The 13,521-nt window shown below is 37.1% G+C and carries 13 protein-coding genes and 1 riboswitch; of the genes, 9 read left to right on the forward strand and 4 right to left on the reverse strand.

Annotation, left to right across the window (positions count from 1 at the left end):
• Positions 1 to 97 precede the first annotated feature (97 nt).
• Positions 98 to 204: riboswitch (SAM riboswitch) on the forward strand.
• A gap of 81 nt (positions 205 to 285) precedes the next feature.
• The 5 genes from FHY47_RS12730 (at position 286) to glpX (ending at position 5,383) form a co-directional block, all read left to right on the forward strand.
• Complete coding sequence (locus tag FHY47_RS12730; RefSeq protein WP_066102017.1) at positions 286 to 1,299, forward strand: methionine ABC transporter ATP-binding protein; 1,014 nt, start codon at positions 286 to 288, stop codon at positions 1,297 to 1,299.
• Entirely contained in the window at positions 1,289 to 1,960 is a 672-nt protein-coding gene (locus FHY47_RS12735) for a methionine ABC transporter permease (RefSeq protein ID WP_066102014.1), read from the forward strand. Before FHY47_RS12730 ends, FHY47_RS12735 begins: the two co-directional genes overlap by 11 nt.
• Positions 1,961 to 1,980: 20 nt before the next feature.
• Positions 1,981 to 2,805, forward strand: coding sequence for a MetQ/NlpA family ABC transporter substrate-binding protein (locus FHY47_RS12740; RefSeq protein WP_077247973.1), 825 nt, complete (start codon positions 1,981 to 1,983; stop codon positions 2,803 to 2,805).
• Between the two features lie 204 nt (positions 2,806 to 3,009).
• On the forward strand, positions 3,010 to 4,113 hold the full coding sequence (locus tag FHY47_RS12745; RefSeq protein WP_140461124.1) for an iron-containing alcohol dehydrogenase family protein: 1,104 nt from the start codon (positions 3,010 to 3,012) through the stop codon (positions 4,111 to 4,113).
• A gap of 295 nt (positions 4,114 to 4,408) precedes the next feature.
• Positions 4,409 to 5,383 carry a class II fructose-bisphosphatase gene (glpX, locus tag FHY47_RS12750; RefSeq protein WP_066102008.1) on the forward strand — a complete coding sequence of 325 codons (975 nt, stop codon included), beginning with the start codon at positions 4,409 to 4,411 and terminating at the stop codon, positions 5,381 to 5,383.
• A 105-nt stretch (positions 5,384 to 5,488) separates the two neighbouring features.
• On the opposite strand, the gene FHY47_RS12755 is transcribed toward glpX, so the two are convergent.
• The 4 genes from FHY47_RS12755 to FHY47_RS12770 form a co-directional block, all read right to left on the reverse strand.
• Positions 5,489 to 5,866 carry a GtrA family protein gene (locus tag FHY47_RS12755; RefSeq protein WP_066102005.1) on the reverse strand — a complete coding sequence of 126 codons (378 nt, stop codon included), beginning with the start codon at positions 5,864 to 5,866 and terminating at the stop codon, positions 5,489 to 5,491.
• A gap of 185 nt (positions 5,867 to 6,051) precedes the next feature.
• Positions 6,052 to 6,654 carry a tetratricopeptide repeat protein gene (locus tag FHY47_RS12760; protein ID WP_066102001.1) on the reverse strand — a complete coding sequence of 201 codons (603 nt, stop codon included), beginning with the start codon at positions 6,652 to 6,654 and terminating at the stop codon, positions 6,052 to 6,054.
• A gap of 548 nt (positions 6,655 to 7,202) precedes the next feature.
• Complete coding sequence (locus FHY47_RS12765) at positions 7,203 to 7,991, reverse strand: TIGR00266 family protein (RefSeq protein ID WP_066101999.1); 789 nt, start codon at positions 7,989 to 7,991, stop codon at positions 7,203 to 7,205.
• An 80-nt stretch (positions 7,992 to 8,071) separates the two neighbouring features.
• Entirely contained in the window at positions 8,072 to 10,219 is a 2,148-nt protein-coding gene (locus FHY47_RS12770; RefSeq protein WP_066101996.1) for an MMPL family transporter, read from the reverse strand.
• 232 nt (positions 10,220 to 10,451) lie between these two features.
• On the opposite strand from FHY47_RS12770, the gene FHY47_RS12775 reads away from it, so the two are divergent.
• The 4 genes from FHY47_RS12775 (at position 10,452) to FHY47_RS12785 (ending at position 13,444) form a co-directional block, all read left to right on the forward strand.
• Positions 10,452 to 10,976 (forward strand): YusW family protein, encoded by a 525-nt coding sequence (locus FHY47_RS12775; RefSeq protein WP_066101994.1) that lies wholly within the window; start codon positions 10,452 to 10,454, stop codon positions 10,974 to 10,976.
• A gap of 294 nt (positions 10,977 to 11,270) precedes the next feature.
• Positions 11,271 to 11,393 (forward strand): hypothetical protein, encoded by a 123-nt coding sequence (locus tag FHY47_RS19285; RefSeq protein ID WP_258187980.1) that lies wholly within the window; start codon positions 11,271 to 11,273, stop codon positions 11,391 to 11,393.
• An 18-nt stretch (positions 11,394 to 11,411) separates the two neighbouring features.
• Positions 11,412 to 12,350 carry a magnesium transporter CorA family protein gene (locus FHY47_RS12780; protein ID WP_066101990.1) on the forward strand — a complete coding sequence of 313 codons (939 nt, stop codon included), beginning with the start codon at positions 11,412 to 11,414 and terminating at the stop codon, positions 12,348 to 12,350.
• Between the two features lie 200 nt (positions 12,351 to 12,550).
• Entirely contained in the window at positions 12,551 to 13,444 is an 894-nt protein-coding gene (locus FHY47_RS12785; RefSeq protein ID WP_262366020.1) for a cation diffusion facilitator family transporter, read from the forward strand.
• The last annotated feature ends 77 nt before the right edge of the window (positions 13,445 to 13,521 follow it).

The following is a 13,521-nucleotide window of genomic DNA, read 5'->3' on the forward strand; positions in this document are numbered from 1 at the left end:
CAATGATGAAAGCGGTTCAACAGTTTACGTCAAAAAGGTTTTTGTTGACAGACTATTCTGAAGTCTGTAATATCATAAACAAATCAAATAAAGCTATAGCTTATCGAGAGCGACCGAGGGACTAGGCCCTATGACGTCCGGCAACCCCCTTAATAGGGAAGGTGCCAATTCCTGCAGAATGTATTACATTCTGAAAGATAAGTCGAGATAGATGTATTTCGATGCCCCTTTCAGATGAGAGGGGCATTTTTGTTTCAAAAAATGTGTAGAGATAGAGGTTGGCATATGATAAAAATTCAGAATATTAATAAGATTTACAAAACTAAAAGCGGTATAGTAAATGGAGTTGACAACGTTTCCTTAACAATTAAAAAAGGCGAGATATTCGGGATTGTCGGGTACTCAGGAGCAGGTAAAAGCTCGCTGCTACGCTGTATTAATTTGTTGGAGCGTCCAACATCGGGAAATATCACAGTTGATGGAATTGATCTGGCTAAGTTGAGAAGCAAGCAATTGCGTCATGCACGCTTAAAAATCGGGATGATTTTTCAGCACTTTTATCTTATTAGCCAGAAAACAGTTTTTGAAAATATAGCTTTTTCTTTAAAGGCAGCAAAAGTGCCGCAGACTCAAATACAAGACCGAGTAGAAGAACTGTTGAAAATGGTCGGATTAGCTGAAAAGCGTGAAGTGTATCCTTCGCAGCTAAGTGGGGGACAGAAGCAGCGTGTAGCGATTGCAAGGGCGTTGGCGAATAACCCGACAGTACTCCTTTGTGATGAGGCGACCTCAGCACTAGATCCGACGACAACGAAATCAATATTGAATTTGTTGAAAAAAATCAATAAGGAGCTCAATATTACGATTGTGTTGATTACACATGAGATGAATGTAGTAAAGGAAATTTGTAATCGAATGGCGATTATGCAGGATGGCAAGGTCATTGAGGAAGGCTCGGTGTATGATATTTTTGCTAAACCCCATGCCGATCTTACGAAGGAATTCATTAACAGTGTTGTTTCGTTCGATATACCTGACGCTATTTACCAAAGTTGCAAGGGTCCGATTGTCAAGGTGACGTTTAGGGGAACGGTTGCCGGTGAGGGAGTCATATCGGATACGCTTCAGCAATTTAATGTAAAAGGCAATTTTCTTCATGGCTCAATTGAATATATTCAGGAATTGCCTTTAGGTATTTTTATCATGGAGCTTCGCGGACAGAAGGAAGAGATTAATAAAGCGATATCTTATATAGAAAGTCGAGAGGCAGAAGTGGAGGTGTTCCAACATGGGCTTTGATTTCAACCACTTTATAGAGCTTATTCCTGAAATTAACACAGCATTTTTGCAGACGATTTACATGATTTCCATTTCTTTAGCTGTCGCAATCGTGATTGGTTTACCAGTTGGAATTCTATTATATGTGACAGAAAAGGGTTTATTTTGGGAAAACAAAACGGTTCAGAGGATATTAGGATTTGTCGTCAATTTGGTCCGATCAATACCATTTATTATTTTATTGGTTGCTCTTATGCCATTGACCGAATTTGTTGTAAAGACAACGATTGGACCAACAGCTGCTAGCGTATCGCTGTCAGTCGCAGCTATTCCGTTTTTTGCGAGAATCGTTGAAACGTCTTTACGAGAAATTGATAAAGGTGTTATTGAAGCCGCGATAGCAGCTGGTGCGACACCGTGGATGATTATTAAGGAAGTACTATTGCTCGAAGCGAGATCAGGTATCATTTCGGGTATTACACTTACATTAATTAGCTTGATTGGGTTTTCTGCTATGGCAGGAACGGTCGGTGGTGGCGGTATTGGTGATTTAGCGATTCGCTATGGGTATTATCGCTATGATAATACCATTATGATTGCAACTGTTATTATTTTAATCGTATTGGTTCAGGTTATCCAACTTGCCGGTGATTTCATCGCAAAAGTTATAGATAAAAGATAATAGAAAAGGGGAATTATTTCATGAAAAAGGGGTTAACAGCATTTATTTTATTCTTAGTGGTAGGTACATTGGCAGCTTGCAGCGGCAATGAAAGCATTGAGGATGCAAGCTCAGAGTCAAAGGATATTAAAATTGGAGCTACTTCTGGTCCTTATAGTGATATGGCAACGAAAGCAATCAAGCCAGGCTTGGAAGAATTGGGATACAAAGTAGAAGTGGTGGAGTTCAGTGATTATATTCAACCGAATAAAGCGTTAGATGGTGGAGATATTGATGCGAACCTTTTTCAGCATACTATTTACTTGGAAAACTTTGAAAAAGAGAACAGCATGGATTTGACAGGGTTAATTAAAGTACCGACTGCGCCGATGGGTATTTATTCAAACACGTATAAATCTTTGGATGAAGTGAAGGACGGAGCGACGATTACAATTCCGAATGATCCGGTAAATGCAGCTCGCGCATTCAATACACTTCAAGATGAAGGATTAATTGTAGTAGATGAAAATGCAGAACCCCTTAAAGTTTCTGAAAAGGACATAATCGAAAACAAGAAAAACTTAAAATTCCAGCCGCTAGAGTCAGGACAGCTACCTCGATCTATTGACAGTGCAGATTTATCAGCAGTACCAGGAAACTTCGCATTAGCTGCAGATATGGACTTATTAAGTGCATTAGCGCTTGAGAATATGCTTGATCCGTATCGAAATTTAGTGGCTGTAAAGGCTAATAATGATGATTCACAGCTAGCTAAGGATATTTTATCAGTGGTAGAATCTGATGAATTCGAAAAAATAATCGATGAAGAATTTGTCGGCTTCGGCAAGCCTGAATGGATGAAATAATAAGAAAAAATGTCCTCAGTTCTCTCTTTGTTTTATGTATAAATACTAAGGCTGTATATCCCTTAGATTAAACAACTAATTCGTAAACAATACAAAACCATAGAAGGAGCATGGCGGGTGTAAGGTTAGACATACAGAATATATAAAGATAACACTTCCCACTTTATTAATGTTTTTAACAGCAAATAGAAATGAGTGATGAAAATGACTGTTTTTTCAGTTCATGGTGCTCCAAGTGAATATATTTTGAAAGATAACGCTTTAGATTTATTGGAAGCTAAGCTGCTGGAACGCAATCTCCGCAGAGTTCTTGTGGTTCGTGGCAAAAAGTCCTGGGAGGCAGTAAAGCCGTATTGGCCGCAAATGGCAGAGGTAGAATTGGAAGAATATACGTACGGAGGCGAGTGCTCATTTGCCGAAATCGAGGCGGTTACTAAGCTGGTCAAGCATCATTCATTGGATGCGGTAATAGGTGTCGGAGGCGGAAAGATACTCGATCTTGTTAAGGCGGTTTGCGATGCGACTGAAAGGCAGTCCATTCTCATTCCGACATTGGCATCTAATTGTTCGCCATGGACGCCTTTAAGCGTTATATATGATGATTCCGGAGCTTTCATTCGTTATGATATATATCCGGTTTGTACCAGTCTGGTGCTAGTGGAGCCGCAAATTTTAGTTGATGCTCCAATAGAAATGTTAATTGCCGGTATTGGAGATACTCTTGCGAAATGGTACGAAGCGGATGTACAGATGGCTGTAATTGATAATAAGACTGTTCCACTGCAAATTGCTCATTTTGCTGCAAGAGAATGTAAGGATTTATTGCTAAAATTCGCCCGTGGAGCTGTTGAAGCTGCAAAGGCTGGGGAAGTAAATGATGATTTCGTCAAAGTAGTGGAAACGATTATTATGTTTGGTGGCATGGTTGGGGGCTATGGTGATTATTACGGTCGAATTGCTGGCGCTCATTCGATTCACAATGGTTTAACGGTACTTGAAGAAACTCATCACGCCTTGCATGGTGATAAGGTGGCATATGGCATTTTAGTTCAGCTAGTGCTGGAAGACAAATGGACAGAAATTGAAGAGCTTCGACTGTTTTATGAGGAGTTGGGCCTTCCATTATCCTTAACAGATTTAGGTGTGGAAGATATAACGGAAGCGCTGATTGCTGAGGTTGCTGAAAAAGCAACAGTTACGGGTGAGTCGATTCATGTAATGTCAATTGGATTGGTTACAGCTGAGAGGGTAGTGGAAGCAATTCAGAAGTTGGAGCAATTTGTTTGTGAGAGTGAGAAATCTTGCTAAAGTTGTTTACATAAACGGTCATCATCCACTCTAGGAATTAGAAGGTGTTTTAGGATTAGTTGATTGTGCAGGTTTCTTAGTAGACAGTTAAAAAGCTGTCTACTTTTTTTATTAGTCGTTAGCAATAATGTTTATGAAAACAGCCTTATCTTTACATGTAAATAAAGTTGTTTTTTCCTAATTAAAATGCTTATCTGGCTGCATAGTTTATTACCAAAATTATAAACTTGTTTATTTGTATAAATGAACCCTAAAATGGATAGGGAAATTTACTATTAAACGAAGGAAGTTGATTATGGAATTCACCAAGTATGCGAGTAAGAAACACACCGTACAGCAAATTGCAGAAGATCTGCTACATGTTACTCAACAGGCAGCTATTGCTTCATATCCCTGGATAGGAAAGGGAAATAAGATTGAAGCAGATGGTGCAGGGACAAGGGCTATGAGGCATCATTTAAATACAATCGATATGTGTGGAAGAGTCGTAATTGGTGAAGGAGAAATGGATGAAGCGCCAATGCTTTATATCAATGAAATGCTGGGAAATGGGAACGGTCCGGCAATTGATATAGCTGTTGATCCGGTGGAAGGTACTACGTTAATGTCTAAAGGGAAAAATCATTCAATGGCTGTGTTGGCTGCTGCGAAAAGTGGAAGCATGCTTCATGCTCCTGATATGTATATGAAAAAGATCGCAGTTGGGCCAAATGCAAAAGGATGTATTAATATAAATGCCTCCTTAAAAGAGAATATGCAATCAGTTGCGAAGGCCCTTGGAAAAGATGTAAGAGAATTGACCATTATGATTCAGGACCGCGACAGGCATAGTACTTTAATGGCACAGGTTCTCGAACTGGGAGCGAAGTTGAAGTTATTCTCTGATGTTGATATAACGGGCGCTATAGCAACTGGAATCGATGGAATGGATATTGATATGCTTGTCGGTACAGGCGGAGCTCCAGAGGGTGTCATCACTGCAACTGCACTAAAATGTCTGGGAGGAGATTTTCAGGGGCAGCTAGTTCCTATGAATCAGGAAGAATATAACCGATGTGTACAAATGGGTATTGAAAATCCAACTAAAATTTTCGAGCTGGATGAAATTATTCGTACAGATGATTGTTTATTTTCTGCAACGGCAATCACCGACGGTATGTTTTTGAATGGAGTCAGGAAGTTACCAAGCGGGAAAATGAGTACCCACTCCTTGTTACTGGTAGGCGCAAATACAAGAAATACAAAATTTATCCATACACACCACCATTAATGCTTTCTAAAAATAAAATCCTATAAAAGCAGTGATGATATGCTTTTATAGGATTTTTTTATTTCAAGGTTGATCAATACTTTCAAATCTTAATCCCGAATTAAATTAATCCTTTGCAAGAATCATTTTTGAGAGTAAAAAGGTAAAAGGAATCGCAATAATAGTAGCGATTATAGGTGCTATATTATCATGTATGGAAAGCAACTGGACTAAAATATAAATGGCAAGCGTGGACACTAAGATATTAACGACATAGGTTAATGGGAATTGAAGGAATTTTTTTAAAGTTGGTTTCGTTCGATAGGTAAAATAGGAATTCAGATAAAAGGAGCCAATCATACTGATAAAAAAACCAAGTAAATGGGCAGTCATATAGTTCATCTGAAACACTTCTTTAAAAAGTAAATACAAAATATAATAGTTGATTGTATTTACAATGCCAACCATATTAAATTTCCAAAATTCCTTTTCAAATAAAATCATCGAGTACAACCAGCTTTCTTCGCTTTTTTTCTAGGTTCTCTTATTATACTCAATTTAACAGTCAGCTAAAATATTCCATAAAAATGGATAAGGGTTATTAGTGATAGATGCGAAGTAAATGACTGATTACTATATGGATATAAAAAGAAGTAAGACCGGAAATGGTCATTCGCGGTCTTACTTAGTTACTGGTTAAATAGATGAAACTCTTTCCACCAATCCATTCCAATATCCCGATAAAAATTTAATTTTGTTAAGTTATAGGAGTTAGGTTGATTCAGTAAATATTTTTGAAACTCATCAGCTTGCTTTTTTTGTTCCTCCGTAACAGAACGATGGTTATCGAGTAATACGTGACCTAGTTGATGCAATAAATGGGAGTGGACATTTTTTATCGCATCTTTAGGTGTGTACTTAGCGGCATAGTGCAGGGACTTAAGATAATGGCTTGCTGATTTTTCAAAATCATTAAGTAAGTAATTCATCTTCCCGATTGATTCATGAACACGCATTTTATCCATGTCTGTTTTAGCCAGTGATAAGGCTGCTTCATATGTATCTCTAGCTTTTTGCAGGTTATTCACTTTTATATATTGATCAGCCAAAAGGATTGTAGCAGGAAACACCATTTTACTGACCCTCTTTGGCATTTTACCCGAGATGGATTGCAGGGCGGTTTCTAAAAGCTTAATAATTGTATCCGTTTCTGTGTTTTCATCAGCATTAAGTGCTTTATATAAAAGTTCTTCAGTTGGGTTGGTATGGTGAAACTTATTCAAGATACTCATATAGCATCACCTTTCAGAAAATTTATTATATTAATATAATTATAACATGTTATTCCTGTTTTCATCTTTCCTAATTTAATTAAAAATGCGAACTTCATTGTGCTGGAATGTAAGAAACACGATTTTAAAATAGCTATACTTAGAGCCATATGAATCGTTTCACAGCCAAACCGACAAGCAGGATAAGTTAGACACGATTCAATCTATTAACAAGGATACTGAAAAAAGAAAGGATACTGATAAAGAGTAAGGAATTAATGGAGATTACTCTACCCATTGCTATAGAACGGGTTTGCTCAAGAATAATGACAGGTAAAATTACGGAAGTTATAACACCTCCTATGTGGGAGAGGAGTTGTCCCGAAAATAAGGACTTAAAAACGTGATTGTAAAGGGATTGAAGTGCGTATTTTTTGGAAGCAATTTATGGATTAGAGACTATGAAAATATTCCCTTTACTTTAAATTACCATATAATTCAAATGAATAGGGGATAAAACAAAAAAAGCCCAATAGACTTTTCTATTGGGCTACTAATTTGCTATTCTTCTATTTTCCACCAAACATATCGAAAAGACCTTTTGCTACACTGCCTTCATCGCTTGACCCGCCTCTAGACGGCATAGCGGAAAACACTCTGCTTGCAAGGCGGCTGAAGGGGAGTGATTGAACCCAGACTGTTCCAGGACCCTGCAATGTAGCAAAAAACAGACCCTCTCCGCCAAATAACGCGGTTTTAATACCTTTGGCAAATTCAATATCGTAATCGACATTTCTGGTCATTGCAACGATACAGCCGGTATCTACTCGTATTTTTTCTCCTGGAGCTAATACTTTTTGATGTAATGTCCCTCCGGCATGCACGAAAGCCATCCCATCACCCTCGAGTTTTTGCATGATAAATCCCTCACCGCCAAAAAAGCCAGCCCCAATTTTTTTCTGGAATTCTATACCTACTGATACACCCTTCGCAGCTGCTAAAAAGGAGTCCTTCTGGCAGATTACCTTTCCATCCAATTCACTTAAATCCAAAGGAACGATCTTTCCCGGATATGGAGAAGCAAAAGATACATGCTTTTTTTGAGTTCCTTCATTTGTAAAGGTGGTCATAAATAAACTTTCTCCAGTCAGGACTCTTTTTCCGGCACTGAATAATTTGCCCATCATTCCAGATTGGGAAGAAGAACCGTCACCGAAAATGGTTTCCATTTGAATCTGCTCATCCATCATCATTAAGCTTCCGGCCTCGGCCACGACTGTTTCTTTCGGATCTAATTCCACTTCTACAAATTGCATATCGTCTCCGTATATCTTGTAATCAATTTCATGGTTGTTCATTGCCAAACACCTCCAAATTGATAAATCTCTTCAGTTAAAGTGTAATCCAAAACAATTGAGGATGCGAGTTTGGTATACAATCAATTATTGCTTTTTTTCGCCCTTTTTTGTCCAGGGAACCACCAATTCCATTTGCCCAGCAATTTCATTAGAGAAGGAACAAGGACCATACGGACAAGGGTGGCATCTATAAAAATAGCTAAGGCCACACCAACCCCGATTTGCTTTACCGGTACAATATCTGTAAAAGCAAAGGCACCTGTAACAGCAATCATTATGGCGGCTGCCGAGGTGATAATTTTGCTTGTTGTAGTTAAGCCTTCAAGGGTAGCTTTATCGTTATCTCCAGTTTCGAGATAAATCTCTTGGATACGGGAGATTAAGAAAACTTCATAATCCATACTTAATCCAAAAACAATTGCAAAGGTTAAGATAGGTATCATTAGTGCAATTGGGTTAGGATCAACTCCTAAATTCCCATGCTGGAAAATCCATACAATGATACCAAAGGCAGCTCCAAGGGAAAGGATATTCATCAGAATAGCTTTCACCGGAATGAGTACAGACCGGAATGCAACTAATAAAATCAAATAAGTAGCCCCGATAATCAGTAATAAACCTTTTGGGACCTGCTCCAGGATTTCATCAAAAATTTCTTGTGTGAATTTTGCCTGACCGCCAATAGTGTGAGTCAGCTCTGGATGTATGTCTTGATTCTCAGCCTCTCGAACCCAATCTTTTGCTTTCGCGGTTTTGTATGCTGCATCGAGTTTAACCGTTATGTGGGTTGTATCTTCATTCACTAGCTTTTCGAGGACAGGAGCCATTTTTTCTCTAGCCGCATCAGATTGTAAGGTTTGATATAACTCTTCAGCGGAGTTTGTGTTTGTATACGTAAATATTGAATCAACTTGATCGACAAGCTCATCTTCCTTAAGCTCATTTATAAATGCTTCTATGTTCTCAAGGGATTCCTTTGATAATATGTCCTCTTGATTTTTTGTTTCTAAAACAATCGGTACGTTTGACTGATTGCTTGGAAGGAAAGAGTCTTCAAATTTTTCATATGCAATTCTTGTTTGACTGTCAGCCGGCAAAGAATCAGCATTAGGTATTTCTAAATCAATATTGCGAATAGGGGTGGCTGCAATCATTAAAATGAGTAAAGCGGCTAAGGCCATAATTATAGGGCGTTTCATTACGAAGTTTGCGAAACTTCTCCATTTACTGTCCGAGTTTTCTTTAGTTTTTAGAATCATAGCTTTGTTAATGTTTTTACCGATAATGCCTAATAAGGCCGGCAGGAAGGTAAGGGCAGAAATGACAGAAATGAAAACAGCGACTATACCGCCGACAGCTATACTTCGGAATATATCAATATTAATGAAAAACATCCCTGCAAGACCAAGAACAACACAGGTTCCAGAAAAAGCAATTGCTTTCCCGGCAGTTTTGTTTGTAATGCTCACGGCTTTACTGACTTCATGATGCTGCAGTTCTTCTCTGAATCGATGGATGTAGAGAAGGGCAAAATCAATGCTGACTGCTAACCCAATCATGGGAACAACATTTAAAACAAACACGGAAAGATTAATACTCTGACCAATAAAATAAATAATCCCCATCGAGGATACAACGGCTACAATCCCGGTCATCAGGGGAATGGAAGCAGCAACCAATCCTCCAAAAGCTAATAACAATACAATCATGGCGATTGGAATCCCAATCATTTCGGCATTTTTTAAATCAGTTTGAGATGCTTTGCTCATATCTTCTTCAATGACATGGCTACCAGTCAGAGAAGCGGATATATCCTGGCCAGCAATCTCTTGGTTTAAAGCTTTAATATAATCTGCAGGTTCTTGTGTGTCTTCGTCAAAAGAGATAGAGGCATAGGCAATCTCCTTTTTATATTGTGAATCATTTTCTAAGGGGGATTCTACTGAGCTAAACCCGTCGATTTTTTTCACATCATTCAATACTGAGTTTATCTTTTGTTTAAAATCCTTTTCCTCTAAATTATCCTTATTTTCAAATAAAATGATATAAGGTGAGGCTGATTGGCCGAACCGATCCTCTAATAGCTCATTTGTTTTATCATAGGAGGACTCTTCCATCTCAAAGCCGCTGCCTTGCAGAATACCAGGCATTTTTAGAGCGAAGAATCCCATTACCAATGTGAAAATAATCCAAATCACTAAGATTATTTTACGATATGTATACATCATTCAATAAACCTCCTCTTTTAGCTCTATGTGCCACAATTCTCTATACCCATGTATACAAGATATATCCTCCCGCTATATAACATTTTAAACTTTAAAAGCAGTTTATCATAGGTTTTACCCGGTAAGTATAATGAAATAATTATCACTATAAATATGAAAAGATAGTGTATTTAGAAGCTAAGTGGGGAAATACTAAAACAACAGTTACATAACAAACTTAGGAGGAGACATTATGAAGAAATTATCATTAATCATGTGTATGTGCGTTTTAACAGTATTTGCAGCAGGGTGCAATAATAATGATGATGCACAAAAAGATAATCAAGCAAATGACAATCAAACAACAGAAAATAACAATGCGAATGATACAGCGACAGACAATAACAACGCAAACAATCAAGCAACAGACAATAATACGGGTACTAATACAAATGATTCAGCTTATTCTTTTAGAGATTTTGATCTTGAAGTGAAATACGAAAATAATAAGGATTATGAGGTTAGCTACGAAAATGATAACGATGGAGTAGAAGCTTCGATTGAAGATGATCGAAATAATGAGCGAGTAAATGGTAATGATGCAGTTGACCGCTTAAATCCTATATTTAAAAAATTAGATATTGATTCTAATACATCACAGGATGATGTTATATCCAAAGTTATTTCAGCATTTGAATTAGATGATAATTATCAGGCGATTGATATAGATATTTCATTTAATGACGGAACAGAAAAAGAATATAGAAATAATAAGTAATTGATATACGCAATCAGAGCATCCCTTAAGATTAAAAGGGGATGCTTTGTTTTTATGTAGATTTTATTTTTTATTATTTAGGGTGTAAGAAATGCTTTTTCCAATCAGTTGGGATAAGTAAGGGGGTTAATTGTCTTTTTAGAGAACGAAAGAGCAAAGGCTATTATAAAAAAAGGGAGTATGACAGTCAGACTAAGGTAATCTTTTTATGAATAGTTAATTTCCCATTGCACAGCTTTGAATGTTAGGTATAAGATGTAAGAGGCAAAACTATCTTCAAAGGAGTTGAAATTATTGAGTAACTACGATTCGAGTGACCCAGACACGAGCTTGCCTGAGGAAACCAACAGTGCTTTTTATAAAAGGTGGGGAAAGATAATTGTCATTCCATTAAAAAGAGTTGTTGCTTCCTCATAATGAGAGGAGGTTAAATCAATGTTAGAATATTATATCTCAGATACAGATAGTAAATTACAGAAAATTGATGAACTGAAAAAAGGGTGCTGGGTCAATATGGTTGCGCCAAGTGAAGCTGAAATCAAGTTAATTTCGGATCGTTTGGATATACCGGAAGATTTCATTAAAGACCCATTGGATGATGAAGAAAGGTCTCGGCTTGAAAGAGAAGATAATCATATATTAATCATTGTAGACTTTCCATACATTACGTATGATGATGGGGGATTCCCGCTTTATGAAACTCTCCCAATTGGTCTGATTGTAACGGACGAATGCTTTATTACAATCTCACTCATTGAAAATCCCATTATTACTGATTTTGTGAGTAAGAAAATGAAGGGATTTTTTACGTATAAAAAGACAAGATTTGCTCTTCAAATACTGTTTAATATCTCTAGCTATTACTTAAGATATTTAAAACAAATCAATCGTAAAACAGATGACATCGAAAAAGAATTACACCAATCTATGAAAAATGAAGAGCTCTATGCATTCCTTTCATTAGAAAAGAGTTTGGTGTATTTTACGACATCGCTAAAATCCAATAAAATCGTATTGCAAAAACTTTTGCGGTTGAATCATTTGAAAATGTATGAAGAGGATAAGGATCTTTTAGAAGATGTTATTATTGAAAACACCCAGGCGATTGAGATGGCTGAGACGTATCATTCCATTTTAACGAGTATGATGAACACATTTGCTTCAGTTATTTCTAATAACCTGAATATCGTAATGAAATTTTTAACTTCCATTACAATTATTTTATCATTCCCGACCATTGTAGCAAGTATATATGGGATGAACGTTAATTTACCATTTCAAAATAACCCGTATGCGTTTATAGGTGTTATTTGTGTTGCCCTATTGTTATCATCCATTACAACTATAATATTTTGGAAAAAGAGATACTTTTGAAGATAGCAAAAGCTATCTCTTTTTTTGGGGTAAGCTAAATATGTTGAGTCTCTTTCGTGAAAAAGATAAAATATTGTTTTGTGTTCATAATTGATTTGTTTGGTAACATGTTCTGTACAGTTCGATAAAAAAGTGATATAACATTTTTCTGCACTAATGTATGGACTATTTCATAAAGGTGTAAAAGTATGGGGTGAATTATTTTGGAACTTAGAGAGTCAATGGCAAAAAGGGTAGCCTGGATTAGTATTTGGAGCAATATAATTCTTACGGTTGGAAAAATCGTAATCGGAATAATCGCAAGCAGTGATGCCTTATTCGCGGATGGGATACACTCAGCAGCAGATGTTTTTGCAGCGGTTATCGTATTATTGGTACTTAAAGTTTCAAATAAACCTGCGGATCTTGAGCATCCATACGGACATGGCAAAGCTGAAGTAATTGTTTCCGGGGTAATTGGAATCTTGTTATTATTAGTATCCCTTTATATTGTGTATGAAGGTGTAGCGGGATTTTTCCATCCTATTGAAACCCCAAGTATGATTGCCTTCTGGATTGCTTTATTTTCTTATGTAGCGAAAGAATGCTTATTCCGTTATTCCATGAATGTCGGTAAACGGGTAAACAGTAAAGCGATTGAAGCGGTAGCATATGATCATCAGGCGGATATAGTGGCATCATTGGCTGCAGCAATAGGTATACTTTTATCTTATCTTGGGGATAAATTAGGAATCACCTTTCTCTTATATGGGGATAAAGTGGCAAGTATATTTGTAGCCTATTTGATTTTCAAAATTGCAAGGGAAATGCTGACAGAAGCCTTCCATATTCTAATCGAACGCAATGTACAGCCGGAAATGATGGAGCAATTTGAGGCTGTTATCCTTAGTTTTGATGAAGTCAGACGTATTGACCGAATAAGGGCAAGAGAACACGGTCACTACATAATAATGGATATTCGTATCTCAATTGATCAAGATAAAACAATTAAAGAAGGTCATGACCTATCAAGAGAGATTAAGAACTCTCTAAAGGAGAAATTTGATCATATTGAAGAAGTGCTCATTCATTTAAATCCATACTTTCCGGAATAAACGAAGGCCAATTTACATGTTAATTGTAAATTGGCCTTTTTTCGTTCTGTCCCACCGCATATTTTAGTTATCCAACG

This window comes from Bacillus sp. E214 (assembly GCF_008087365.1).
Classification (GTDB): Bacteria; Bacillota; Bacilli; order Bacillales; family Pradoshiaceae; genus Pradoshia.

Excerpts from the sequence above, each read along its gene's own strand:
- FHY47_RS12730 (WP_066102017.1), top strand. The coding sequence starts at position 286 with ATGATAAAAATTCAGAATATTAATAAGATTTACAAAACTAAAAGCGGT.
- FHY47_RS12735 (WP_066102014.1), top strand. The coding sequence starts at position 1,289 with ATGGGCTTTGATTTCAACCACTTTATAGAGCTTATTCCTGAAATTAAC.
- FHY47_RS12740 (WP_077247973.1), top strand. The coding sequence starts at position 1,981 with ATGAAAAAGGGGTTAACAGCATTTATTTTATTCTTAGTGGTAGGTACA.
- FHY47_RS12745 (WP_140461124.1), top strand. The coding sequence starts at position 3,010 with ATGACTGTTTTTTCAGTTCATGGTGCTCCAAGTGAATATATTTTGAAA.
- glpX (WP_066102008.1), top strand. The coding sequence starts at position 4,409 with ATGGAATTCACCAAGTATGCGAGTAAGAAACACACCGTACAGCAAATT.
- FHY47_RS12755 (WP_066102005.1), bottom strand. The coding sequence starts at position 5,866 with ATGATTTTATTTGAAAAGGAATTTTGGAAATTTAATATGGTTGGCATT.
- FHY47_RS12760 (WP_066102001.1), bottom strand. The coding sequence starts at position 6,654 with ATGAGTATCTTGAATAAGTTTCACCATACCAACCCAACTGAAGAACTT.
- FHY47_RS12765 (WP_066101999.1), bottom strand. The coding sequence starts at position 7,991 with ATGAACAACCATGAAATTGATTACAAGATATACGGAGACGATATGCAA.
- FHY47_RS12770 (WP_066101996.1), bottom strand. The coding sequence starts at position 10,219 with ATGATGTATACATATCGTAAAATAATCTTAGTGATTTGGATTATTTTC.
- FHY47_RS12775 (WP_066101994.1), top strand. The coding sequence starts at position 10,452 with ATGAAGAAATTATCATTAATCATGTGTATGTGCGTTTTAACAGTATTT.
- FHY47_RS12780 (WP_066101990.1), top strand. The coding sequence starts at position 11,412 with ATGTTAGAATATTATATCTCAGATACAGATAGTAAATTACAGAAAATT.